The sequence below is a fragment of the Pseudomonas luteola NBRC 103146 genome (assembly GCF_002091675.1).
GTDB classification, from domain to species: Bacteria; Pseudomonadota; Gammaproteobacteria; order Pseudomonadales; family Pseudomonadaceae; genus Chryseomonas; species Chryseomonas luteola.
The window spans coordinates 36,663-61,113 of the sequence record NZ_BDAE01000011.1; the positions used below are offsets into that span (position 1 = coordinate 36,663).

Genomic DNA, 24,451 nt, shown 5'->3' on the forward strand with positions numbered 1-24,451 from the left:
TTTAAAAGATGAACCTCCTACTGCCGAGCCCGTCCTATTAGATAGGCACGTCAAAAAACATGAGGATGTGGTATGCAAGTCCAAGTGAACACCAATCAGATCGAAGGCAGTGCCGAGCTGCAAGAATGGGTAGGTTCTGCTGTTGTCGATCGCCTGGAGCGTTTCGAAGATCTCTTGACCCGCGTTGAAATTCACTTGAGCGATGAGAATGCTCAAAAATCCGGAGCGGAAGATAAGCGTTGTCAGATCGAAGCCCGCCCCAAGGGGTACCGCTCGATCTCAGTGACTCATAAAGCCGAAGCGCTAGACCTTGCTGTAGATGGCGCTGCAGAAAAAATGCGACACGCCCTTGAACACCTCACCGGAAAACTTGATGCAAAGGTTACGTCTACCGGCCACATCGACGACCCGATTAATCTGGAAGATTCACAGGAATTTACCGACTCGCTTCTGCAGGACGACTTCCTGGCCAAGCAGGCAGCGCTAGGTAAGGAATAACGTATCTCCCACCTTGCCGCGAGAGAATTGTTTCCTCTCGCGGCTTTCTTATCGATAGTGTCCAGCCTGGCTATACTGCGACTTCATTTCAGTCAGTGTATTAGTTCATCATGGATACGCAGGTTCGAGTTGCTCTCATCGGTTATGGCTTTGTAGGGGAAATCTTTCATGCCCCTCTCATCGAGAGCGTCGATGGCCTTCTTCTGACGCATATTGCCTCTCGCCAGCTTGATAAGATTCGCTCTCAACGCCCTCATATCAATGTCATCAGTGATTATCACGCTGCAGTAACGCATCCTGCAGTCGATCTGGTGGTCCTGGCCACGCCCAACGATACCCATGCAACACTGGCTGAAGCAGCCTTGCGAGCGGGTAAGCATGTCGTGGTGGACAAGCCCTTTACACTGACGCTTCGCGAAGCGCGCCAGCTGGCAGACATTGCTCAGGCAGAAAATAGATTTCTGTCCGTTTTTCAGAATCGCCGCTGGGACAGTGACTTCCTGGGCGCTCAGGAGCTGATAAACAGCAATCGTTTGGGTGAGATCGTCGTGTATGAATCGCGTATCGAGCGCTTCCGGCCCGAGGTTAGGCAACGCTGGCGTGAAAGTGATGGACCGGGCAGCGGCCTGTGGTACGACCTGGGGCCGCATTTGGCGGATCAGGCACTCTGCCTGTTTGGTGTACCGCACCGTGTAACTGCCCAGCTTGTAAAGCAGCGGCAAGGCGCACTGGCGGATGACTGGTTTCACGTCGTACTCGACTATGGACGTACTCAGGCGATCCTGCAGGCCGGAATGTTGAGTGCTGGAGGATCGCCCCGCTTCATGATCCAGGGTACACAGGCCAGCTGGCTGAAGCGTGGCGCTGACCGTCAGGAGGACGCATTACGTCAGGGTATTTTGCCGGGCGGAGAACATTGGGGCCTGGATGAGGATGCTGGACAGCTGTTCCATGCCGACGGCACTCAAGAGCTTGTAGCGGTGCCCACAGGAGATCATCGTCGTTATTACCAAGGCGTGATCAGTGCATTACGGGGTGAGGCGGAAAACCCGGTTACGCCAGCCCAGGCGTGCTCACTCATGGCTGTCATCGAGGCTGTCCAGCGTTCTGCAAAAGAAGGGATCAGCGTTGTGCCCGACTTTAGCGAAGCCGAGCGCAACGCTTGGCGCTAATCAGCGAGCCCGCGCCTCCAGGGTCTCGGCAATACGCGCCGGGACCGCTTCCAATGCCGTCTTAACCTTGCGGGTCATTCGACGCTCGATGAATTCAAAACTGAGCCATGACAACACGAGAATGATCGGCAAGCACAGCAGCAGGGTTTCATAGGGACTCAACCCCACCTGATGATGTAGCCAGTAGTCGCCCAGCCATAGGACAATGACGTGGATGAGATAGACCGAGTAAGACCAATCACCCAACGCCTTGAGAACCCGATTACCCGCAAACAGTGGCTCCATTGCGATGCAGCTGGCTACAAGCAAGGCGCTGGAAACACCCCAAGTCAGCAAACGCCAGTCATTACCGGCATCAAAATGCAGAATCGTGGCTATCGAAAATCCTGCAACCAGTGGCGCCACCTTCAGACTTTGCGGTATGAACCCCTTTCGGTACAGCACACCGATACCCATACCCAACAAGAACTCATACATGATGGGATTATGGTAGAAATGGCTGATAAAAGGCTGCTCTGCTGACGCAACGCTGACCCCAACTACCAGAAGCGATACAACCCAGAGTCGCCAGCGTTCCGGCACTTTGAATGACAGTGCAAACAGCAGATAGAACAGCATTTCATAATTTAACGTCCATCCTACCGGCAGCGTGGGATACAAACCGAATCCTCCGGGATTCTGGCTCGGAATGAAAAACAGCGATAGCAATAGCTCCTTGCTTGCCACTCCATAAACAGGCATCACATCCGCCGCAAAATAAATGATGGCAGCGGTAATACCGGTATAAAGCCAATAGGCGGGCACTATTCGCGCGATCCTATTCACCATGAACCGGAACGTGGGCATGGCTCGACCTGCTGTCGAGATATAGATCACGAACCCACTGAGCACAAAAAAGATATCGACTCCCACTTGCCCTCGCGTTGAGAGCAGATGGCCGACCAGGGTGTCGGACCGGAAATCAAAGAAGACCTGCATGAAGTGATGAAACACCACGAGCCAGGCTGCCAGAGCCCTTAGCGCTTGAAGCGAAACCAACATTGAAAGCGTTTGCCTCCTTGAAGCCCATTGATGCGGATAGGACTGCTGCAGCATCAGCCGCTCTGACAGCACATTTTCGGTACTGATTAGGCAACGCTGACCTGTTCAGACAAACCTTAGAGGCTATATCCGCCCAGGGTCGACTCTCATCGACCCTCAGGGTTTCAAGTTTTGGCCCGCTTCATGACAGAAGTCACAAGCGAGCGCATCATTAAGCTTTTGGCTTAGCCGAAATCCGCCACGCTCTGTGAATCTTGCTGTTCCGTGCAAAATCCGGATCAAGTGTCTCGTGCGTAATCTCTTCTACCTGGTAGCGTGCTGCGAGCGAGGCATCCAGCTCGAACTTTCGGAAGTTGTTCGAAAAATAAAGGATGCCTCCCCGGGCAAGCCGAGCCATGGCCATATCGATCAGTGAAACGTGATCACGCTGAACATCGAACACGCCCTCCATACGCTTGGAGTTGGAGAAGGTTGGCGGATCGATAAAGATCAGATCGTACTCTCCCCGGTTCTCATCGAGCCACTCCATGACATTGGCTTGTTCCAGACGATGCTTGTCAGAAAAGCCATTGAGCGCCAGATTGCGACGTCCCCAGTCCAGATAGGTCCGTGACATGTCTACGCTGGTGGTGCTGCGGGCACCGCCAACCGCTGCATGTACAGTCGCCGTCGCGGTGTAACAGAACAGGTTCAGGAAACGCTTGCCAGCGGCCTCCTGCTGGATACGCAAGCGCAAGGGTCGATGATCCAGGAACAGGCCGGTGTCCAGATAGTCGGTCAGGTTGACCAGAAGCTTCACCCCCCCTTCGATCACCTCCATAAAGTGACCCTGCGCAGCCTGACGCTCGTACTGCTTCTTACCGGTCTGGCGCTCGCGACGCTTCACGACCACACGAGAAGGATCAATATTCAGCGCCTGCGGAATGGCTGCCAATGCGTCCAACAACCGCGACTGCGCCTTTTCCGGGTCGATAGTCTTCGGCGGTGCGTATTCCTGCACATGAACCCAGTCACGGTACAGATCGACGGCAACAGCATACTCGGGCATGTCCGCGTCATACACGCGGTAACACTCGATCTCTTCCTTACGCGCCCATTTGGAAAGTTGCTTCAGGTTCTTTTGCAGGCGATTGGCAAACATCTGCCCGCCTTCGCTCAGCTTGGCAGGTTCCGATGCTACCTGCGCCTCATCACGGGGTTGTGACGATATGGAAGAACGTTCACCAGTCACAAATTGCCGTGGTTCGATCTCGAACATGAGCAGCTTGCAAGGCAGTGCACCATTCCAGAAGGCGTACTGCTTGTGGCTGCGGATACCCATGCGCTTGCCCAGCTCCGGTGCTCCCGTAAACACACCGGCACGCCAGTTCAAGCAACTCATGCGCAGACGCTCACCCAGGTTCTGATAGAGATACAGCAGGCTTGCCTCATCCCCCAGGCGCTCGCCATAGGGTGGGTTGCAGATGACTAGACCAGTCTGGTTCTTATCTGGTCGCGGTTCAAAATTCGCTACTTCTCCCTGATAAACCTTGATCCAGTCGCCCAGCCCTGCCCGTTCGATATTATTGCGGGCGGGTTGAATAAGCCGAGGGTCGGCTTCATACCCGCGAATCCATAGCGGTGGACGCGCAAGCCCGGCGACAGCTCGATCCTCGGCCTCGTCAATCAAGCGATTCCACACCGCCGGAATATGCCCCAACCAGTTCGAGAACCCCCAATGTTCCCGCTTCAGATTGGGCGCGATGTCCGCAGCCATCAGCCCCGCCTCTACAAGGAACGTCCCTACCCCGCACATCGGGTCAGCCAGCGCGCCGCCCTGCGCAGCCAGTTGCGGCCAGCCCGCACGAATCAGAATGGCTGCCGCCAGGTTTTCCTTGAGCGGTGCAGCACCCTGCTGCAGACGGTAACCTCGCTGGTGCAGGCTGTGTCCGGACAAATCCAGCGAGACCGTCGCTTCGCCTCGATCCAAATGAACGTGAATGCGAACGTCCGGCCGCACCTTGTCAATCGACGGACGCTGCCCCGATACCCTGCGCAGCCCATCGACAATAGCGTCCTTGACCTTGAGCGCGCCGAAATGTGTGTTATCAATCCCCGAACCCTTTCCGGAAAATTCAACGGCCAATGTCCCGTTGGGCTCAAGGTGTTCGCTCCAATCAATAGCCGCCACCCCGTCGTAAAGGGTATCGGCATTGGTCACTGCAAAGCGCGACAGTACCAACAGCACCCGGTTTGCCAAACGTGACCAGAGGCAAAGCCGATAGGCTGTCTCCAGCGTGCCCTGCCCACGTATGGCAGAGACCTGAGCGCGTGCCTGCTCCAGACCAAGCGCTTGTGCCTCGTCCAGTAGCAGCCCGTCCAGCCCTTTTGGGCACGTCAGAAACAATTCGTATTGATTGGTCATGAATCGTCATTACTCATTGATGGCAGGTTTACTGACCGGCCAGAAAACTGAAAACCATAAAAAGCCCTATTACATAAGGCTTTGACTGTTAGGACCGGCCTTGTAAAGGTCTTTCTTAGCCGGTCGTTATGGTTAGATTTGATAAAAACACTATGGTTATGCCAAAACGATCATTCACATAGCTGTAACCATTGGTTAGAACTTAACCAATCCCGATTCGCAATGAGCGGGATGAGAAGCGTCACGCCGGCAACGCTTCCACGAGGCCCAAGGGCCATTGGAAAAACAGTCAACAAACGAGGGCAACACCCTATGAGAAGACTTAAGCGTGATCCGATGGAACGAGCTTTTCAACGTGGTTATCAGCACGGCGTTAGCGGAAAATCCCGCGATCTTTGCCCCTTTAACCATCAAAAAATCCGCCAGGCCTGGATGAACGGCTGGCGCGAAGGCCGCGGCGACCACTGGGATGGCTTCATCGGCACAGCAGGTATTCATCGCTTAAATCAACTCAACGTAGCAGGCTGATACAACCTAATTCGTTTTGGATGGGTGACTTAACGCCCTCAAACAGATCGCACTGGTGAACACCAGATACGCCTCCAACGAGGCACAGGGCTCCTTAAGGAGCCCTTTTGATTGTCGAAGCGATAGCATCTACCGACTCGCGAATGAGTGCCGGCCCCTTGTAAATGAAGCCGGTATAGATTTGAACCAGGCTCGCACCCGCCGCTATCTTCTGCTCTGCGTGGATACCCTCGGTAATGCCGCCTGCCGCAATAATGGGCAGTTTGCCCTTTAGCTCCGACGCCAGCACACGTACCGTATGCGTACTCTTATCACGCACCGGCGCACCGGAAAGACCGCCCGCCTCGGCAGCATAGGGAAGATTCTCCACGCCGTCCCGGCTCAGAGTCGTGTTCGTCGCGATGATCGCATCCATGCCTGCCTGATGAATGGCATGGGCTACCAGTACAGTCTCTTCATCCGTCATGTCCGGCGCGATCTTGATGGCAATCGGCACTCGCTTGCCGTAACGCACCGCCAGATCCTCCTGACGAAGCCGAAGCGCTTCCAGAAGCGCTTTGAGCGAGTCACCAAATTGCAGGCTGCGCAGTCCGGGTGTATTGGGCGAGCTGACGTTGACGGTCACGTAGCTGGCATGCTCATAGACCTTGTCCAGGCATAGCAGATAATCGTCAGCGGCACGCTCGACAGGCGTATCGAAATTCTTGCCGATATTGATTCCAAGAATGCCTTTGTACCGGGAGGCCCGAACCCGCTGAATCAGATGGTCGACGCCCAGGTTGTTGAACCCCATGCGATTGATGATGGCCTCAGCTTGGGGAATACGGAACAGTCGTGGCCGAGGGTTACCCGGCTGTGGCCTTGGCGTTACCGTACCCACCTCGACAAAACCGAACCCCAGCTGTGAAAAACCATCGATGGCAGCACCGTTTTTATCCAGTCCAGCCGCCAGGCCTACAGGGTTGGCGAACTCCAGCCCCATGACCGTGACGGGGAACGAAGGCTGGCGATTAAACAGGCCATTGAGACCCAGCCTGCCACCAGCACCAATCAGATCAAGGGTCAGATCGTGGGACGTTTCTGGAGAAAGCTTGAACAGTAGGTTACGAACCGTGGAGTACATGGGCAAGGGCTGTTCGAATGGAAGGACTCGTCATTATACAGTTCAACAAGTCACGAGTCTCGCCATGCCAGCAGCGGGAATAAACCGCACAGCTCTTTTGTAATTGCAAAGCAGTTATCAGTAACGAACTGAACAAGTTATAAAATGTCAGAATAAAAAGAGTATTTTTCAAAACCCGCTCGTATTTGGCTGGTGCCTTTCAACGTGTGCTCTACTTCCCCGGGTTATTCCAACCGTTCGGAAGAAAATCGCGCAGACTTTCCTATGCATGCCATAGTGAATTGTTAGTGCAATCAGTGAATCTTTATCAGTCGGCAGGGTCCGATGGCCCGCCGTTTATCAACGGGTCTTTGAATACGAATGGAGCGCCAGTGAATTGTCCCACGGAGGGAAAATGAGCCCGCGGAATGCGCTAAGCCTCAGTGCTCGGTTCATGGCGCTTACCCAGCGCTTGAGACTTGGCCAGTCGGCCAGTCGAGTGCTGCATCGCGCCAGCCGTCTGGATCTTGATTTTCAGCCACTTCCGGAGGATGTCGAAAGCATCTGGTGGGATGAAGGGCTTCCCCTGTATCAATTGATTTCCCTGTCACGTGGAGCACTTTCAGGTCCGGTTCAGGAAGACAAGGCGCCTGCCTATGAGCTTCTCAGCCAGCTCATTAAGACGCGACAGATCAACTACTCCAGCTTCGACCTGCGCTGGATCAACGGCGTCTATACACGCCACCCCGCCGTCAGCACGGTCTCGGCGAGCAGCTTTGAAGAGCTGGCCGCTACACCCTACTGTCGCCGCCATGTACGCATTATCAGTTATCGCGACTTTGAGTCCACACTGGGCCAGGCCCTGGCAGGAAACCGCTTTTCACTGCAGCTTCGTGAAGCGAGCTGGCGCGGCTCACGGCTGTTCTGGTATGGCGATGAGCAGCAGGTTTGTGCTTTTGCAGGCGCAGTAGCTTATGCACGCCTGAGAGGCCTTGAATATCTACTGCCCGCAGAATTGACGACCTATCAGCTCGATCCGGCTGCGGTAGAGACACTCGGTGAAGCCTTCCATGTACTTGCCGTACCTTCGGAGTGCTGGAACGAGCGAGGGTTTGTAAAACTACTGATTGATAACGCCATTCCCTATGCCCGACTTACTCTTCCCGGACACCCGGAGCAGCTGGAATGGCTTCTGCTGCCCCGTCAGTCACCGTTAAGCGATGCGCTAGGTCAGGGACTCAAATTGGCAGGCGCTCCCGATCTGTTGGTTCGCCTACGCCAGATTGGAGCGATTCCTGATGAAAGGACACCCACAGCGCCGTTACCGCCTGAAGAATCAGGCGGTGCTTGAGGCGACCGGTTGAAAGCGTTGCCCTGCCTGTAAAAACAAGCCAAAGGCTTGAGATTGACCGCTGAAGAGATCGTCTTCTTTCCAATGTACCGCCCGATGCTCCAGCTCTGCCAGAAAAGCAGGCCATCCGGCCGGCCCGGAGTCAGGAACATGACTCAGATAATGAGTTGCAGCCCGAATCAATGGCTCATCACTACCAGCCACATAGCGGGCAATCATCTTGCCGCCGAGCCGTGACCCTTCAAGCACATAGGCATATCCCCAAAGGGTGGCCTCATTACTGCAGGCCTGCAAAGGCTTATATTCAGGTACAGAAACACCCAGCATGGCCAAATCTTCGGCCAATGCAAACCGACGCCGACGCTGCTTCCAGTCAGGCATCATCGCTTCGATGCCGGAGGACTCAAGCATCTCCTCCATGGGAAACAAGGCCCATGCATGGGCAACCAGAAACGTCTGGTAGCCATCCAGATCCGTTAGTCGATAGGACGAAAACAAGGCGTCCACCTGCTGGTGCAATTCGCCACCGGCCTGTCGTAAACGCTCACGAATAGAGGACGTACTCATGTCTGCTGTATTACTTTCAAGGGATTGGAGCCTTTCAGGGCTGAATGAACCTTGTTCGCCAGGTCATTTTCTCGGAAGGGCTTGGGTACGATGAAATATTCCTGCTCGTCCAGCTCGCCGAGTTCGGCGTATCCGGTAATGAAGACTACCGGAAGATCGGGCTGGCGTTGGCGCAACGTTCGGGCAAGCTCGGCGCCGTTCATGCCCGGCATGGCAAAGTCAGCCAGCAACAGATCAATCTTGGCCGTACGTTCTATCACCGCCAATGCAGCAAAACCGTTTTGCGCCTCGATGACGCTATATCCCAGCTCCTGAAGCAGCGTTGAGGTAACCTCCCGAACGGCACTGTCATCATCAACCAGCAGGATCGTACGTCTGGGTCCATCCATGCGACTTTCGGAGGCTGCCTGGGTATCCGACGCCGCATCATCCAACTCCACCTCGGCGCGAGGTAGAAATACTTTGACTTCGGTGCCTACACCCAATTCGGTTTCGATGCGCACTCCACCACCGGATTGCTTGGCAAAACCAAACACCTGAGCAAGCCCCAGGCCAGACCCCTTGCCTACTTCCTTGGTAGTAAAGAACGGTTCGAATGCCTTGGCCAGCACCTCATCTGTCATACCCGTGCCAGAATCCCGCACGGACATCATGACGTAATCGCCCGGCTCTGGCTCTTCAGGCCGCGAAGGTGCAGCGGTAATCGTCTGGTTGGCCGTGGTCAGACGCAGCGACCCGCCTACGCTCATGGCATCCCGAGCATTAATTGCCAGATTCAGGATGATCAACTCGATCTGGGTCGGATCGACCAAGGCATGCCAAAGCCCCGGCTCCAGCGAGGTCTCAATCCAGACGCTGCCGCCCATGGTGCTTTGCAGCAAGGCCAGCATGCTGTTGACTGTCTCGTTTAGCTCAACAGGCTTTGGCGCAAGACGCTGGCGTCGTGAAAACGCCAATAACTGGCCAATCAGCTTGGCGCCTCGCTCTCCCGCCTCGCGAACGTTCTGCAGACGCGAAGGCAACTTTTCTAAAGTACCCTTTTCCAGATCGCGCCCCATGAACGCCGCACTGCTGAGAATGACAGTCAATAGATTGTTGAAGTCATGCGCAACACCGGCCGTAAGCTGACCCACGGCTTCCAGGCGCTGCATTTGCTGCAGCGTCGCCTCTACCCGCTCCCGCTCATTGATCTGCTCACGCAGCTGCCGGTTGGCTGTCGCCAGTTCTTCCATGGCATCCACTTCGGCGGTGATGTCGCGCCCCGAGCCATACAACTTTCCATCTTCGGGCACAGCCGTCCAGGAAATCCAGCGATAGCTGCCGTCTCGATGCTGAATACGATTAACGAACCGGTTGGTTATCCGGCCGTTACTGACACTGTTCAGCTCAGCTTGGGTAATGCTGCAATCATCACTATGCACCAGCTCAATGAACGGCTTGTCGATCAAGGCTTGGCGATCCCATCCTAGGGTCTCAGCCCAGGCCGGATTCAATGCCAACAGACGACCTTGTGATCCGGTTACGATCAACAGGTCTCGTGACAGATCCCAGGTACGGTCGCGCTCGCGTGTACGTTCCTGTACACGTTCGCCCAGCAAGGTATTGAGTTGCTCCAGCGCTTCGGTGGCCCGCTTCTGCTGGGTAATATCCATCATTACCCCGAGCAGACGGGTGCAGATGCCATCCTCGAAGAATGCCTTGCCTCTCGCCTCAATCCAGCGCTGTCCTCCAGTAGGAAGAGAAATCCGGTATTCCGCGTGATATTCCTGGTCATTGCTGTGCTCGGTAGCACGGCGGACCGCGTCAAACATTTTCTGGACTTCGTCCGGATGCCCCAGTCGAGCAAACAACTCCAAATCGACCTGTGCGTCCGAAGACAAGTCGAACATGGCCTTGCAGCGCTCGTCCCACAGTAGGCAGTTGGTCTCGGGTTGAAGCTCCCACATGCCCAGGCGCGCCGCATCGATTGCCAGCCGGGAGCGCACTTCAAGCGTTTGCAGAGCCTCTTCGGCCTTGCGGCGCTCCCGTCGTTCATGCACAACAGTCAATGCACGCTCTACAGAAGTAGAAAGCAGCTCCAGACTCTGTTTGAGCACGTAGTCATTCGCGCCCAGGCGCATCATCTCGACGGCATGTGCCTCACCAAAAATGCCGGAAACAAAGATGAACGGCGTATCGGGAGCCGCTACGCGCGCCACTTTGAGCGCCTCGGCTCCAGAGAAGCCAGGCAGGATGATATCCGACAGGATAAGATCGAACGGCTGGCCGCACAGTGCTGCGTCAAGCCCCGCTCGGTCATACACAACCGTCGGCTCAAGACTAAAGCCGTTGCGCTCCAGTTCGATAAGGATCAGCTCGACGTCGAGCTTGCTATCCTCGACCAACAATATCTTGATGCGTTTCGGTAAGGACATATCGCTTCGCCGAGCAGGTTCCACGAGCATGGAACGTGAAATCAGGCCGTTCGGGTCATCTGCAGTATAGGATTTGATAAGGACCTCACTATGAGCCGGGGCGACGGGTTAGACGAAACGAACCGGGTGGCGGCTCGTTGAGCACAGCCCAGAAGATGCCTAGGTCGCTGATGGCCGCTACGAAATCACGAAACTCAACAGGTTTTACCACATAAGCATTGACACCGAGCTGATAGGCCCGCTCCAGATCAGGCTCCTCGCGAGAAGAAGTCAGCATTACAACCGGTATGCTGCGCAATGACGGGGTATCACGCACTTCTTTGAGCACCTCAAGGCCATCGACCTTGGGTAATTTCAAGTCCAGCAGCATTACCGCCGGATTTCCCTCAAGTCGCTCAGCATGAGCGCCCCGGCGCATGAGATAGTCCAACGCCTCGGCACCGTCGCGCAGAACAATGACCTCGTTGGCCAACTGGCTCCGTTCAAGCGCAACCAACGTCAGCTCGAGATCGTGCGGATTATCCTCGATCAGAAGAATCGGCTTAAGCATAGAAGGAGTCTCAACGTTTCTGTGTGGAAAGGGGGCGCTGTTTCGGTAAAGCAAAATAGAACGTGGCACCTGTGCCCGGCTCGCCCTCAGCCCAGACCCTGCCATCATGGCGCTCTATGATACGGCGGACAGTGGCAAGGCCGATACCGATGCCTTCGAACTCGTCCATATGGTGCAGTCGCTGGAAGACGCCGAACAGCTTGCCCACGTAATCCATGTTGAATCCGACCCCGTTATCCCTGACATGGAAAATGTCTTCCTTGTCGGTTGATTCTGAGCCGATCTCGATAACCGCCTGCTCGCGGTTGCGGGTGTACTTGATCGCGTTGGAAATCAGGTTGCGGAGCGCCAGATGAATAAAAGCCGCATCTGCAATGACCATCGGCAATGGCTCGACCTTCCACTCGATGTTGCGCCCGGCAAAGTCAGGCGCCATCTCCTGACGAATCGCTTCGATCAAGGCTGCGACATTGACATCGGAATAGCGGATCGCAGCCCTTCCCATCTGGGAAAAGCTCAGCAGGTTGTCAACCAGGGTTCCGGCAAACCGTGCTGAAACGCCGATGTTCTCAAGGAAGCGTGCGCCGCGATCAGAGAGCTTGTCGCCCTCGAAGTCATTGAGTAATTCTGCATAACCGGCAATGTGCCGAAGAGGCGCACGCAGGTCATGTGAGACGCTATAGGAAAAGGCTTCAAGTTCCTTATTGGTTCGCTTGAGCTCTTCTGCCAGCTCGGCCAACTCTTCAGCCTTGCGCAAGACGATACCGCGAACGGCATTACGCAGCTCGATGCTGCCCTCGACCTCCAGCGGATCCCACGGCAATGAGAAGCCTCGGACGGTTTCCTGCCACGTGCTAAAGCTCAGACGGGGATTGAGCATCCCGTCGTCCTGCACCGCCTTATGCGGCGGCCCGGCCCAGTTGACGACCTGAACCTGCTCTGGCCTGAACCAGATCAGGTAATGGGAGTGAAGCTCGGAAATCGGCACCGCCAGCAAACCGGCAACATAGCCGCCCAATTCCAGTTCGGGAATATCGCGTGTCACATTGTTGGTATGGAAATCATCTTCAACATGTGTCGAGAGCCACATCACCAACGACTCGACGACCGAACGCGGGGGCGTCTGACCAATCAGGTCGCAGCGCTCAGCCGATACGATAGCACCACCCGACGCACTGGCGAACCGGAGGAAAATATCGGGTACTTCAGCGATGCCCTCGATAACACTGTCGCGGTCAGCCATCGCGGCCAGCAACTGCACGATCATCTGCCGAAGCGACAGGCGGCGATCGGATAACTTGTGAGACTCACCAGCCTCGATCTGCAAGGACAGCATACGTCCCAGGAGTTCGCAGCCAGTGCGCTTCTGGAAGCTCACTGACTTTGGCTCGGCATCGTGGCAGGAAATCAGCCCCCAGAGCTCGTTATCCACCAGAATGGAAATGGACATCGAGGCCTGCGTACCCATGTTACGCATGTATTGGACATGCACTGGCGATACGCTGCGTAGCATTGCAAAGCTCAAGTCCAGTGGGCGCCCCGTTTCCGGGTTGACGGAAGGCTCGATGATAGAGGGCTCGTAATGGGCGTCCTGAATGACACGAATCCGGTTTTCAAGATAAAGCCGACGCGCTTGAGCCGGGATATCCGACTCGGGGAAGACATGGCCAAGGTAACGGTCGTAACCCTCGTCTGCCTCTTCGGCAATCACCTGGCCATGGCCGTCGTGATCGAAGCGATATGCCAGTACTCGGCCAAACTGCGTAATGCGCTTGACCTCTCGTACCGCCAGCAGGCAAAGCGCCTCAATGGACTCGGCATGCTGCAGCTGCTCGACAAAGGTACGCACCAACGGATACATCGTTGTGTAGGCCATTGCCGCCGTGCCGGCCGCTTCGAACTCGGCGATCAATACATCATCGAAACGATGCACGAACATGGCAAAACAGTAGCCGTTATCGCCAAGCCGCAAGGCCACGTCACCCAGATAGAAGGGATTGTGGTCCTCGATGACCAGCTCTTTCAGCCGCTCGGACAGATTCGTTTCTGGCAGAAAATCACTCAGGCATTTCCCTAACAGATCGGCAGGGCTGGCATGCAAATAATCCTGTACGTTTTGGCTAACCTGAGTAATTGTCAGGCTCGGCTCGCTCAGGGCCAGCAGAAATCCATGTGGCTGGATACTACCGGGAATGTGTATAGGTTCTTTCGCACATTCCGTCAGCGTGCTGGCTGGAAGCGAGGAACTGGGATTGTCGGCGACGGCCAAGCATCCTCTCCTGTCGTTACGTATGGATGATTTATCTATGCCGATTGTGCCTGCATAGGTACGTTATTGTACAAGTGTGATTGATCGGGATAGCGCTAAAGATCTGTGATCCGCTCACTAGAGCTTTCCTGTTGTACATGTCTTGTCAAACAGTGCTGGTGGACTGCGGAACTATTAGTTACCTAGGGTAAGTCGAAACGGCTGAATCATCCCAAGGAGCAAGTTATCCATGTTCGCGCGCCTCGCCCCTGCTTTGCTGCTAGCTACCCTGACACATTCGGCGTTGGCTGCCGATGCCGCCTATGGTCCACGTCTGGAGGGTTTCGAATACGCTTACCCGGTAAGTGAGTTTGAGTTCACATCCCAAAATCAACGCCTGCAAATGGCTTACATCGATGTGAAGCCTACCGCAACACCTAACGGGCGTACCGTGGTGTTGATGCATGGAAAGAACTTTTGTGCCGGAACCTGGGAAACGACCATAGCCCAACTGAGTGGGGCCGGTTATCGGGTCGTAGCGCCGGACCAGATTGGTTTTTGTAAATCCACCAAACCTGAACACTATCAATATACCTTTCAGCAGCTGGCGGTGAATACCCACGCGCTTCTTGAGCATCTGGGTGTAGACAAGGTCACAGTTTAGGTCATTCCACCGGTGGCATGCTGGCTACCCGCTATGCCCTGCTCTACCCCAGCCAGGTCGAGCAGCTGGTCATGGTTAACCCCATTGGCCTTGAAGATTGGAAGACCAAAGGTGTGCCTTACCGTAGTGTTGATCAATGGTACGAGCGGGAGCTGAAAACAAGCGCCGAAGGTATTCGCAAGTACGAGCAGAACACCTATTACGCCGGCCAGTGGAAGCCTGAATACGATCGCTGGGTCGATATGCTGGCCGGGCTGTATCGTGGTGAAGGCAAGCAGGTCGTAGCCTGGAACTCGGCCCTGCTGTACGACATGATCTATACCCAGCCTGTGGTCTATGAATTTGATCAGCTGCGCATGCCAACGCTGCTCATGATAGGCACCAAGGACAATACCGCCATTGGCAAGGACGCAGCCACCCCAGAAGCACAGAAGGCACTGGGTGACTATACGACCCTAGGCAAGCAGACAGCCAAGACCATTCCCCATGCCACACTAGTCGAATTTGATGACATGGGACATGCGCCACAAATCCAGGATCCCGAACGTTTTCACAAGGCGCTGCTCAAAGGATTGGCTGAAATTAAATAGCTCATAAAAAAACCCCGCCGAGGCGGGGTTTTTTATCGATGGTGCGACTTACATCGTCGAACTCGTGGCAGAACCCAGACTAGCCAAGTCCATTAGTTCACGGGCTGCGACCGCATACATGGCGAAGTCCTTTCCGCTGGCGGCACGCACATCACTGAGCATACCTCTCCAGCGTTCCACCATGGTACGGTTGTGCTCCATCCATAGGGCCAGCCGCGCAGCGTTATCTTCAGGTGCCTCAGGCATCTGCAAAACCGCAATCGTGATGATGCGCTGCTGTGCATCCAGTTCATCTCTGAACGCTTCACGCGCCAATGCTTGCCAGGCGTTTTCAACCGGCAACTCGTTGAGCTGTTGCTGATACCAGGTCAGGTCGAGCGCATTGCCAACAGCGAACCAGGTCGAGGCTACCTGGATAGGATCATGCCCGGTCACGTCAGCCGCCTGAATGATGGGCAAAAGCGTATAGATGTGCGTCGTACCCGCCACCACACGCGCCAGTAGCTCCGGCGTACCCTGATCGATGTAATGCTGATACCGCCCTTCCCACTGGCTGCGTGGCTCGCCCTCGAGCAGTTCGTTCAAACGAACGCCCAGCGCGGCAACACGTGGCCCGAAGTGAGCAACATCACGCGCAGCATCCAGCTCACCGCGACGGCTGCGCAGGAACCAGCGCGTCGCACGACGCCCCAAGCGCATTAACTCATCCATCAGACTCAACTGAACATCTGCCGGAACCTTATAGTCCAGCGCTTCGATCTGACGCCACCAATGAGGCAGATGCAGGACATCCCGCATCACAACATAGGCACGCGTGATATCCGCCGCGCTCATGGCGGTGGACTCCTTGAGGCGCTGGATAAAGGTGATACCCATATGGTTGATCAGATCATTGGCGATCTGGGTACTCACGATCTCGCGCTTCAGACGATGCCGCTGCATCGCCTCGCCAAATTCCTCAGTCAGGCGCTGCGGGAACGCAGTATGCATGTCGCGGCTAAGGTACTCATCGTCCGGCACACTCGACTTGAGCAACTGTTCCTTCAAATCGATCTTGCTGTAGGAGATCAGCACCGAAAGCTCGGCACGGGTCAGGCCTATGCCCTGGCTCGCGCGCTCTGCCAGAACATCATCAGAGGGCAGGAACTCCAGTGCGCGGTCAAGCTTGCCACGACCTTCCAGGTCCACGATGAGACGCTTGTACTCCATGAGATGCGTCCGTGCACGACGCTCCGCCAGAGACAGCGCTTGGGTTTGCATGTAATTGTTGTTGACGACCAGCTCACCAACCTCATCGGTCATCTCGCCCATCAGCTGATTACGCTGTTTCAGGGTCATGTCGCCAGAGGACACCACATCGCCCAAGAGAATCTTGATGTTGACCTCATGGTCAGAGCAGTCCACGCCGCCGGCATTATCAATGAAGTCGGTATTGCATGCGCCACCAGTGAGACCATACTCGACCCGTGCCAGTTGGCTCATGCCCAGGTTACCGCCCTCACCTACCACCTTCGCGCGCAACTCGTTGCCGTTCACCCGTAGCGCATCGTTGGCCTTGTCTCCGATATCCGCATGGGATTCGAAGCTGGCCTTGACGTAAGTACCGATACCGCCGTTCCAGATAAGATCGACCGGAGCCTTGAGCAGTGCATGAATCAGCTCGTTAGGCGTCAGCTGATCGGCCTGGATATCGAAGCGCTCTTTCATCTGCGGCGAAATTTCAATTCGCTTGGCACTACGCGAGAAAATGCCGCCACCCTCGGAAATCAGGCTGGCGTCATAGTCCGTCCAGCTGGAGCGTGGCAGGTCAAACAGACGCTGGCGCTCGGCGAAGCTGCGGGCAGCATCGGGGTTTGGGTCAATAAAGATATGTAAATGGTTGAATGCCGCTACCAGCTCAAGGCTTTCCGAGCGCAGCAGGCCGTTACCAAATACATCGCCGGCCATGTCGCCGATCCCTAGTACAGTGACCGGATCTTTCTGGACGTCAATGCCCCGCTCGCGGAAATGCCGCTGTACGCTAACCCAGGCACCCCGCGAGGTAATTCCCATTTTCTTATGGTCGTAACCTGCCGAACCGCCAGAAGCGAACGCATCACCCAGCCAGAAGCCGTATTCAGCTGCGATACCATTGGCAATGTCCGAGAAGGTCGCTGTACCTTTATCGGCCGCCACGACCAGATAGGGATCGTCATCGTCCTGACGCACAACACCCGCTGGCGGAACGATTTCGCCTTCTTTCAGGTTATCCGTGATATCCAGCAAACCGGAAATGAAGATGCGGTAGCACGCAATTGCCTCAGCCAGGATCTCGTCCCGGCTACCGCCTACAGGCAGACGCCGCGGTACGAATCCACCTTTTGCCCCTACCGGTACGATTACCGAGTTCTTGACCTGCTGCGCCTTTACCAGGCCCAGCACTTCTGTACGGTAATCCTCTTCCCGATCCGACCAACGCAGACCGCCACGAGCAACCTTGCCGCCTCGCAAGTGGACGCCTTCCACACGTGGCGAGTAAACGAAAATCTCAAATCGCGGTACAGGCTTGGGCAATTCGGGGATAGCACGCGGATTGAACTTGAAGCTGAAATAGCTCTTGGGCTGACCATTTTCGTCTGGCTGGTAGAAGTTGGTTCGCAGCGTTGCTTTGATCAGATCCAGGTAGCGACGCAGGATACGGTCTTCGTTTAGCACTGCCACGTTATCCAGCGCTGCAAGGATTGCCTGCTCCAAACGCTGTTGCTTGTCTTCCAGATCTTCCGGACTCATACGGCGCGCCAGATAGAAGCGCATACGGAACAGGCGTGTCAGCTCGCGTGCAATGTCCACATGATTGTTCAGCGTACTGGCAATGTAGCCAACGTCGAACCCAATGCGAATCTGCTTGAGGTAACGCGCGTAGGCACGTAGCAGGGCCACATCACGCCAGGGCAGCCCGGCCGTCAGGACCAGCCGGTTAAAGGAGTCATTCTCGGCGCTGCCATTGACGATATGGATGAACGCATCCTGGAACGTGTCGTTGAGCTGTTGCAGGTCCACATGCAACCCCGCCACCGTGGTAAAGGCAAAATCGTGGATCCAGTATTCGCGCCCATCTTTCTTGCGCAGGTGATAAGGAAACTCACCCAATACGCGCAAGCCAAGGTTTTCAAGGATTGGCAGTACATCCGACAAGGCCAGCGGCGTATCCGCATGATAGAGCTTGCAATGCAGGACATTGTCGCCGCCGCTGTAACCGAGCGGCTGATAGAAGCTCATGATCAGCGGGCGGCTTTCCGACAGGTTCAGCAGATGCCGCATGTCCACCACCGCCAGATGCGGCGCGAAACGCTCACGATAACCGGCCGGGAAACCCTGAGGGAAATCGGCCAGTACAGCGGTACCCTGCGCCTCGCCCAAGGTATCGATGATCAGACTCGCATAGTCGTCCTTCCAGGACCGGCACGCCTGCACCATTTCCTTTTCGATACGCGAAGGATCAATTTCCGGCTTCTGGCCCGGATCGATACGCAGGATGAACTGAACACGCGCCAGAACGGATTCGGAGAAATAGGTCCAGAACTCGCAGTCGGTGCCATGCAAGCGCTCCATAAGGATCTGCTGCATGCGCTGACGGACCTCGGTGGAATAAATGTCGCGCGGTACATAGGCCAGGCAGTAATAGAAGCGTCCGTAGGGATCGCGGCGCAGGAAGACGCGAACCTTGTTGCGCTCCTGGATCTGCACAATGGACATCGCCGTAGCGAAAAGATCATCTACCGGCGTCTGGAAGAGATCATCACGAGGCAGCGCTTCAAGCACCTGCGCCAGTTCCTTGCCCAAATGCGCACTGGCACCGAAATCGGCCCGACGTCTGACTTCCGCCGCCTTGCGCCGGATAAAGGGAATGGCTTCGACGCTCTGGTTATAGACATTGGAGGTATATAACCCCATGAACCGGTGTTCACGAATGACATGCCCCTGTTCGTCGCACTGACGGATAGAGACAAAATCGGGATAGGCCGGACGATGTACCCGGCTTGGCAACGCAGCTTTGGCAAACGAGAGCAGCAAAGGCTCGCGGAAATACTGCAGCGACTCGGTCTGGATATGAGCGTCTTCGGCAGTAAGGCCTATGCGCAGCTGCCGCGAAAGCCCCAGCAGAGAGGACTCGTCATAGAAGATACGACCACCTTCACCCTCGTTCTCGACGGTAAATTCTTCGTATCCCAAGAACGTGAAGTGGTTATCGTTGAGCCAGGCCAGGAAGGTCTTCACCTCGTCTAGCTCTTCTGCTGCCACATTTGGCCCCGCCATGGTATCCAGCTGATCGAGCAGATGCGCTATACGCTGTTTCATGGGGTTGAAATCGTTCACGGCCAGGCGTACCTCGCCCAGCACTTCAAGCAGGGCTGATTCAAGCGCCTTCATGTCGCTGGCTGAAGCACAGCGATCGATCTCAAGGAAAATGACTGATTCCTGGCTGACTCCCTCTCCCTGGGTACCTTTGGGCAGTACCTCCCGCAGACGGCCTGTCTCATCACGGCGTACGCTCAGCACACTGTTCTGCAGGGTATGTACGCTGTGTCCGGATCGATTGATCTGCATGCGGACCGAGTCGACCAGGAACGGGATATCGGCATGCAGGACCTCTACCGCCGTGTGGGCAGACTGCCAACCATGCCGCTCGTATTCAGGGTTGAATACATTGACCTGCGGCTGAGCCGGATTGAAACGCTCCAACAAGCGCCAGGCCGAGAGTACACAACCAACAAGGTCCGAAAGACGGCGCTGGGTCAGTTCTTCCAACGCGACAATTCCGAAGAACTGGTCAGCGAAGGGTGTCAGCCTGGAGAGCGTCGGCTCGTCCACATGCTGAGCAAGAGCAAGGTGTAACTGGTGTTGAAAGTCCGCTTTGCTGGCAGCGGTAAAAAACGCCATGGTTGTACTCCATCTGGGCTTTATTCGTTTTTTGCACGCCTGGTGCCTACATACAAGGACGAGGACCCAGGGTGTTCAGCTCGAGTTCAACTTTATTGCAACTGAAGCCCCTGACATTTTTGGCAGCAGCGACTTCAGCCGGGTAAAAGCTTAAAACGAAGCTGCCGCCGCTGCATTCGGTGCCGCGACATCTTCGTTCATACCTGTTGCAGATGGGGTTTGGGAAAGGAATGGCGCAGCGTTTGCCGCTGCGCCAGAACGATTATTTCGAGGAGGGAATCTGGGTCGCCGGCGTCACACCGGTCGTGTTATTCAAAAGGCTGTCGGTTGCGGTTTGCAGGAAGGCATCCAGCTTGTGCTGCATGGCAGAGGCCTTGTCTGAATCATTAAGCACTTCCGCGTGATGGGTAGCACCCAATTCGTATCGATACAGGCGTGCGTTCAGGTCCTTGGGCTTCACCAGTATGTTGTCACCCGACACGATGGCTACGGTCTGTTCGCCACCTGACGGTTTGATAACCGCAACGCCAGGATCACCTGCGGGCAGGTCCAGCAAATCCCGGCCCCAGCATTGATGGCGGGCCGGTTCGCCCAAACGCCCGAGGATGGTGGGCACTATGTCGATCTGGCTACCGACCGTATCGCGGTTGCTGCCAAAGGTTTCCTGTACGCCAGGCCCAATCAGCAGCAGCGGTACGTTGAAGCGGAAAAGATCCATTTCCGTTAACTGTTCCGGCGCACCGAAACCGTGGTCGCCCACGATGACAAACAGGGTGTCCTTGAAATAGGGCTGCTTGCGCGCCTCGGCAAAGAACTGGCCCAGCGACCAGTCCGCATAGCGCATCGCTGTCAGATGCTCGTCCAGCGAACCGTGTCCGGTCACACGCTCAACCGGCAGGTCTTTGGGCAACGCGTAAGGGGTATGATTGGAAAGGGTTTGCAGCAGGGCATAAAACGGCTTGCCCTGCTTTTCGAGCTTGCTGAGCTCCTCAGCCGAGCGGGCAAACATGTCCTGGTCAGAAACACCCCAGGTTGGATCGATAAAGACCGGATTGACAAAGTCGTCACGCCCTACGAAAGAGGTCATACCCTGGTTGCTAAAGAAGCCAGACTGATTGTCCCAGGCGAAACTTCCGTTGTAGACATAGACATCATTATAGCCGCGCGGGCTGAGCATCTGCGGCAGTCCTGAAAACTTGTTACTGCCCTCTGGCATCCGCATGAGGTATTCGAAAGCCGGCAGGTTCGGGAAGCAGGCCATGGTGGCAAACATCCCCTGGTGGGTGTGAGTGCCGTTGGAAAAGAAACGGGTAAACAGCAGGCCGTCCTTGCTTAGCGCATCGAAATTGGGCGTGATGTTATCCGTACTGCCCAGCGCACCAATGTACCGGCCCGCCATGCTCTCCATCAGAATGACGACAACATTGCGTACACCCGGCAGCCTGGTTTCGGGCGCCGGTGTATAGACGCGACGAATGGCAGCGGTATCGGCATCCACCAGCTGATCACGAGGTGTGAGCAACATGCTGCGTACGGTCTTCAGCGCCTCATCCTCGGGCAGGGTCGCTTTCCAGGTGTTGTCCCGATGGTCAGAGAAGGAGTGCTCTGCCGCATTGATAAGCGTCAGAGTGCCATTAAGCCCTAGATGATTGGCAAACATCGACTCCGTTGTATAGGCATCCCCCCAGCGCAGCGGTGGGCCATGGCGCAGCGTGCCACGTACGACAACGACCGCCACCAGCAGACAGACCACGAATACCGCGCCCCGCGCATACCAGGCAGGTGAAGCAACCGGGCGGGCTCCCGTGCTGTCCGAAGCGACAACCTTCGGCCGCGTCGCCCGCTCGATACGATGAAACATCCATCCCAGCAACAACGCTGCTACCAGCCAGGCCAGCAGAAGGCGAACAACAGGAAAGCCGTACCAGATCATACTGAATACGGTCTTGAGATCTTCCTGCATGTACTGGAACACCAAGCCATTCAGGCGCTGATGAAATTCCCGGTAGAAGTTCAGCTCCACCACACCCAGGAACAGGCAAAGGCTTGCAGCGACCGTGAGCCAGACGCAGTGCAGACGGCGAGCCGCCATGGCACGCACGCTGAGCAGTGAAAGCAGTAGCGGCACACAGATATATGCAATCAGGCGCAGGTCGAAGCGAGCACCGTTGATAAACGCCTCGATGAACTCGCCGGCAGGCGTATCGCCAATGGATTCATGATTGTAAGCCAGCAAGGCCAGCCGCAGCAGGGCGAACATGACCAGCAAGGCCAGCGCACTCCCCAGCGTAAAGACCAGATGACTGGCAATAGTTGGCTGTATAGGCCTGCGCCCTGGATTAGCGGGTCGTTTGGCGTCCGGTTGTTGCATTGTTTAAGCGCCTTCTTTGGTGCGTTGGAGTTTCAGGATGCGGTTGCGTCCCTGCTCGGATAGCAGAAAACTGCCGTCAAGTGATGGCAGAAGGGTCTGGGCAGAGCGAAGATGACTCAGGATTACATGCTCCCTGCCCTGCCGATCGAGTAGCAGCAGCCGGGCCATGTGCGTGGCGTCTTCCGTAATCCAAACACCCTCCGTGGTGCACACCATGAAGCCAGGCGCATTCAAACCGGTGAGCACTATAGGGTCCTGGCCATCGGCTTGCCATTGGTGGATTTCACCCTTCTGCTTTTCGAGATAGAACAGCGAGCCGTCCGGGCAAGGTGCGACGGCTTCTGCCTGATCAAGGCCCTGCCGCAGAATAGTCACCGCCTGGGTGCTTGGGTCATAGCGCAGCAATCGCCCGTTGCCATGCAGATCTTCGATGGCGTAGAGGTAGTGTCCGTCGGTTGAGACTTCCTCGACATCGTTTCCCATGAACAGCTCGCGTCTTTGATCGCCCTTTTGCCAGATGACGGGATGTCGGTCAGCCTCCTGGCTATACACCACACCCCCTTGAAAGAACGTCAGGCCATCAGGCTTGGAAAGACCTTCGACATAAGGATTTAACGTCCCATCGGGAGAAAGCGTCATGACTCTTCCCTTTCCATCCTGGAACTCTTCCGTTACATACAGAGTGCCTGCCTCATCCCTGATCAGCGCACTGACGTTAGGAATATCCTGGCGATAGATTGAGTACTCCCAGCCATTAGCGGCCTGGACAGGGAAGAAGTGTTTCCAAAGTGGAACGCAGGCCGCTGCAATCAGCGCAATACCTGCAATAGCAGCCAGCTTTCCGGCACGCCTATTCAGCGTCATTGATACGCAGCCCGTTCAAAAAGCGTAAGAATGCCGGATCAGGAATCAAAATTTCGTCAAAATACCGCCTGCAGCCTTTGCAAGACCATTGATCTTCCGTGTACTAGCCAAACGCCGCTAGAGGTTAGGTGTAGTGCATGGGAATGGATTAAAGTAACGCCCTGCCGAGGCTTTCATCCTTGCCATTTTTCCAGGAAGTATTAATGGAACACCGTGAAGCGCTGATCTCGCTACGCAATTACCTGTCCAGCCAGATCCTGGGCCAGGAAAAGCTTATCGAGCGTTTGTTGATCGCACTGCTCGCCGACGGGCATCTTCTTGTAGAAGGCGCTCCCGGACTTGCGAAAACCAAGGCAATCAAAGATCTCGCCGACGGGCTGGAAGCCGAGTTTCATCGTATCCAGTTCACTCCGGACCTATTACCGGCCGACATTACCGGTACCGAGATCTATCGAGCCGACAGCGGTAACTTCGAATTCCAGCGCGGCCCTATCTTTCACCATCTCGTGTTGGCAGACGAGATCAACCGAGCACCGGCCAAGGTACAGTCCGCCCTGCTGGAAGCCATGGCGGAGCGCCAGGTCAGTATTGGCCGCACCACCTATGACCTACCGCCGTTGTTCCTGGTCATGGCTACACAAAATCCTATCGAGCAGGAAGGAACCTACCCGCTGCCGGAGGCCCAGCTCGACCGGTTCCTCATGCATGTCAAGATTGGTTACCCGGATGCCAGCGTTGAACGACGGATCCTGGCGCAGGCACGAGGCGAGGCATTACACGGGGAAACGAAGGCGCCTAATCAGGTGACGCAGGAGGCTATCTTTGCGGCCAGACGGGAGGTTGTTTCGCTGTATATGGCCGACGCGGTCGAGGAGTATCTTGTCCAGCTCATAATGGCGACACGGACACCGGCACGCTTCGATACCGAACTGGCACAGTGGCTCAGCTATGGGTCGAGTCCGCGGGGCTCCATCGCGCTGGATCGTTGCTCTCGCGCACATGCCTGGCTTGCGGGACGGGATTTCGTCAGTCCGGAAGACATCCAGGCGGTACTGTTCGACGTTCTGCGACACCGCATAATCCTCTCCTTCGAGGCCGAAGCGGCCGGCGTCGACCATGATCGCGTTGTGCAACGTATTCTCGACGTCGTGGCCGTTGCATAGCACC

At 55.8% G+C, this 24,451-nt stretch carries 15 protein-coding genes and 1 pseudogene; 6 read left to right on the forward strand and 10 right to left on the reverse strand.

Annotated features, from left to right (window positions below; all coding sequences use genetic code 11):
- Positions 1 to 72 precede the first annotated feature (72 nt).
- A complete protein-coding gene (locus PLU01S_RS13370; protein WP_010797985.1) occupies positions 73 to 498 on the forward strand; it encodes an HPF/RaiA family ribosome-associated protein in 426 nt (141 codons plus the stop codon).
- Between the two features lie 110 nt (positions 499 to 608).
- Complete coding sequence (locus PLU01S_RS13375; protein WP_074825331.1) at positions 609 to 1,670, forward strand: oxidoreductase; 1,062 nt, start codon at positions 609 to 611, stop codon at positions 1,668 to 1,670.
- Here the strand turns inward: PLU01S_RS13375 and PLU01S_RS13380 are convergent, their stop codons facing one another.
- Together PLU01S_RS13380 and rlmKL are read right to left on the reverse strand one after the other, a co-directional pair.
- Positions 1,671 to 2,711, reverse strand: coding sequence for an acyltransferase family protein (locus PLU01S_RS13380; protein WP_074825329.1), 1,041 nt, complete (start codon positions 2,709 to 2,711; stop codon positions 1,671 to 1,673).
- Between the two features lie 211 nt (positions 2,712 to 2,922).
- Positions 2,923 to 5,115, reverse strand: coding sequence for a bifunctional 23S rRNA (guanine(2069)-N(7))-methyltransferase RlmK/23S rRNA (guanine(2445)-N(2))-methyltransferase RlmL (gene rlmKL, locus PLU01S_RS13385; protein WP_074825327.1), 2,193 nt, complete (start codon positions 5,113 to 5,115; stop codon positions 2,923 to 2,925).
- Positions 5,116 to 5,427: 312 nt separating this feature from the next.
- On the opposite strand from rlmKL, the gene rmf reads away from it, so the two are divergent.
- On the forward strand, positions 5,428 to 5,643 hold the full coding sequence (gene rmf, locus PLU01S_RS13390; protein ID WP_010797981.1) for a ribosome modulation factor: 216 nt from the start codon (positions 5,428 to 5,430) through the stop codon (positions 5,641 to 5,643).
- A gap of 94 nt (positions 5,644 to 5,737) precedes the next feature.
- On the opposite strand, the gene PLU01S_RS13395 is transcribed toward rmf, so the two are convergent.
- Positions 5,738 to 6,766 carry a quinone-dependent dihydroorotate dehydrogenase gene (locus PLU01S_RS13395; protein WP_074825325.1) on the reverse strand — a complete coding sequence of 343 codons (1,029 nt, stop codon included), beginning with the start codon at positions 6,764 to 6,766 and terminating at the stop codon, positions 5,738 to 5,740.
- Positions 6,767 to 7,160: 394 nt separating this feature from the next.
- Here PLU01S_RS13395 and PLU01S_RS13400 point away from each other — a divergent pair, with 394 nt between their 5' ends.
- Positions 7,161 to 8,096 carry a hypothetical protein gene (locus PLU01S_RS13400; RefSeq protein ID WP_074825324.1) on the forward strand — a complete coding sequence of 312 codons (936 nt, stop codon included), beginning with the start codon at positions 7,161 to 7,163 and terminating at the stop codon, positions 8,094 to 8,096.
- On the opposite strand, the gene PLU01S_RS13405 is transcribed toward PLU01S_RS13400, so the two are convergent.
- The 4 genes from PLU01S_RS13405 to PLU01S_RS13420 all read right to left on the reverse strand — a co-directional run bounded on the left by PLU01S_RS13405 (position 8,082) and on the right by PLU01S_RS13420 (position 13,896).
- Positions 8,082 to 8,663 carry a biliverdin-producing heme oxygenase gene (locus PLU01S_RS13405; protein WP_010797978.1) on the reverse strand — a complete coding sequence of 194 codons (582 nt, stop codon included), beginning with the start codon at positions 8,661 to 8,663 and terminating at the stop codon, positions 8,082 to 8,084. The genes PLU01S_RS13400 and PLU01S_RS13405 overlap by 15 nt on opposite strands.
- On the reverse strand, positions 8,660 to 11,077 hold the full coding sequence (locus PLU01S_RS13410) for a response regulator (RefSeq protein WP_074825323.1): 2,418 nt from the start codon (positions 11,075 to 11,077) through the stop codon (positions 8,660 to 8,662). The genes PLU01S_RS13405 and PLU01S_RS13410 overlap by 4 nt, the downstream gene beginning before the upstream one ends.
- A gap of 88 nt (positions 11,078 to 11,165) precedes the next feature.
- Entirely contained in the window at positions 11,166 to 11,627 is a 462-nt protein-coding gene (locus PLU01S_RS13415; protein ID WP_073449641.1) for a response regulator, read from the reverse strand.
- A gap of 10 nt (positions 11,628 to 11,637) precedes the next feature.
- Positions 11,638 to 13,896 carry an ATP-binding protein gene (locus tag PLU01S_RS13420; RefSeq protein WP_074825321.1) on the reverse strand — a complete coding sequence of 753 codons (2,259 nt, stop codon included), beginning with the start codon at positions 13,894 to 13,896 and terminating at the stop codon, positions 11,638 to 11,640.
- Between the two features lie 229 nt (positions 13,897 to 14,125).
- On the opposite strand from PLU01S_RS13420, the pseudogene PLU01S_RS13425 reads away from it, so the two are divergent.
- Positions 14,126 to 15,129, forward strand: a pseudogene (locus tag PLU01S_RS13425) (alpha/beta fold hydrolase).
- 48 nt (positions 15,130 to 15,177) lie between these two features.
- Here PLU01S_RS13425 and PLU01S_RS13430 read toward each other — a convergent pair.
- The 3 genes from PLU01S_RS13430 to PLU01S_RS13440 form a co-directional block, all read right to left on the reverse strand.
- Positions 15,178 to 20,049, reverse strand: a complete 4,872-nt coding sequence (locus tag PLU01S_RS13430; protein ID WP_074825319.1) for an NAD-glutamate dehydrogenase — start codon at positions 20,047 to 20,049, stop codon at positions 15,178 to 15,180.
- A 262-nt stretch (positions 20,050 to 20,311) separates the two neighbouring features.
- Positions 20,312 to 22,420, reverse strand: coding sequence for an LTA synthase family protein (locus tag PLU01S_RS13435; protein WP_074825317.1), 2,109 nt, complete (start codon positions 22,418 to 22,420; stop codon positions 20,312 to 20,314).
- A gap of 3 nt (positions 22,421 to 22,423) precedes the next feature.
- Positions 22,424 to 23,284, reverse strand: coding sequence for a YncE family protein (locus PLU01S_RS13440; protein ID WP_074825314.1), 861 nt, complete (start codon positions 23,282 to 23,284; stop codon positions 22,424 to 22,426).
- Positions 23,285 to 23,487: 203 nt separating this feature from the next.
- Here PLU01S_RS13440 and PLU01S_RS13445 point away from each other — a divergent pair, with 203 nt between their 5' ends.
- Entirely contained in the window at positions 23,488 to 24,447 is a 960-nt protein-coding gene (locus PLU01S_RS13445) for an AAA family ATPase (protein WP_074825312.1), read from the forward strand.
- The last annotated feature ends 4 nt before the right edge of the window (positions 24,448 to 24,451 follow it).

Bases quoted from the DNA above. Each gene is read 5' to 3' on its own strand.
- PLU01S_RS13370 (WP_010797985.1), top strand. From the start codon at position 73: ATGCAAGTCCAAGTGAACACCAATCAGATCGAAGGCAGTGCCGAGCTG.
- PLU01S_RS13375 (WP_074825331.1), top strand. From the start codon at position 609: ATGGATACGCAGGTTCGAGTTGCTCTCATCGGTTATGGCTTTGTAGGG.
- PLU01S_RS13380 (WP_074825329.1), bottom strand. From the start codon at position 2,711: ATGTTGGTTTCGCTTCAAGCGCTAAGGGCTCTGGCAGCCTGGCTCGTG.
- rlmKL (WP_074825327.1), bottom strand. From the start codon at position 5,115: ATGACCAATCAATACGAATTGTTTCTGACGTGCCCAAAAGGGCTGGAC.
- rmf (WP_010797981.1), top strand. From the start codon at position 5,428: ATGAGAAGACTTAAGCGTGATCCGATGGAACGAGCTTTTCAACGTGGT.
- PLU01S_RS13395 (WP_074825325.1), bottom strand. From the start codon at position 6,766: ATGTACTCCACGGTTCGTAACCTACTGTTCAAGCTTTCTCCAGAAACG.
- PLU01S_RS13400 (WP_074825324.1), top strand. From the start codon at position 7,161: ATGAGCCCGCGGAATGCGCTAAGCCTCAGTGCTCGGTTCATGGCGCTT.
- PLU01S_RS13405 (WP_010797978.1), bottom strand. From the start codon at position 8,663: ATGAGTACGTCCTCTATTCGTGAGCGTTTACGACAGGCCGGTGGCGAA.
- PLU01S_RS13410 (WP_074825323.1), bottom strand. From the start codon at position 11,077: ATGTCCTTACCGAAACGCATCAAGATATTGTTGGTCGAGGATAGCAAG.
- PLU01S_RS13415 (WP_073449641.1), bottom strand. From the start codon at position 11,627: ATGCTTAAGCCGATTCTTCTGATCGAGGATAATCCGCACGATCTCGAG.
- PLU01S_RS13430 (WP_074825319.1), bottom strand. From the start codon at position 20,049: ATGGCGTTTTTTACCGCTGCCAGCAAAGCGGACTTTCAACACCAGTTA.
- PLU01S_RS13435 (WP_074825317.1), bottom strand. From the start codon at position 22,420: ATGCAACAACCGGACGCCAAACGACCCGCTAATCCAGGGCGCAGGCCT.
- PLU01S_RS13440 (WP_074825314.1), bottom strand. From the start codon at position 23,284: ATGACGCTGAATAGGCGTGCCGGAAAGCTGGCTGCTATTGCAGGTATT.
- PLU01S_RS13445 (WP_074825312.1), top strand. From the start codon at position 23,488: ATGGAACACCGTGAAGCGCTGATCTCGCTACGCAATTACCTGTCCAGC.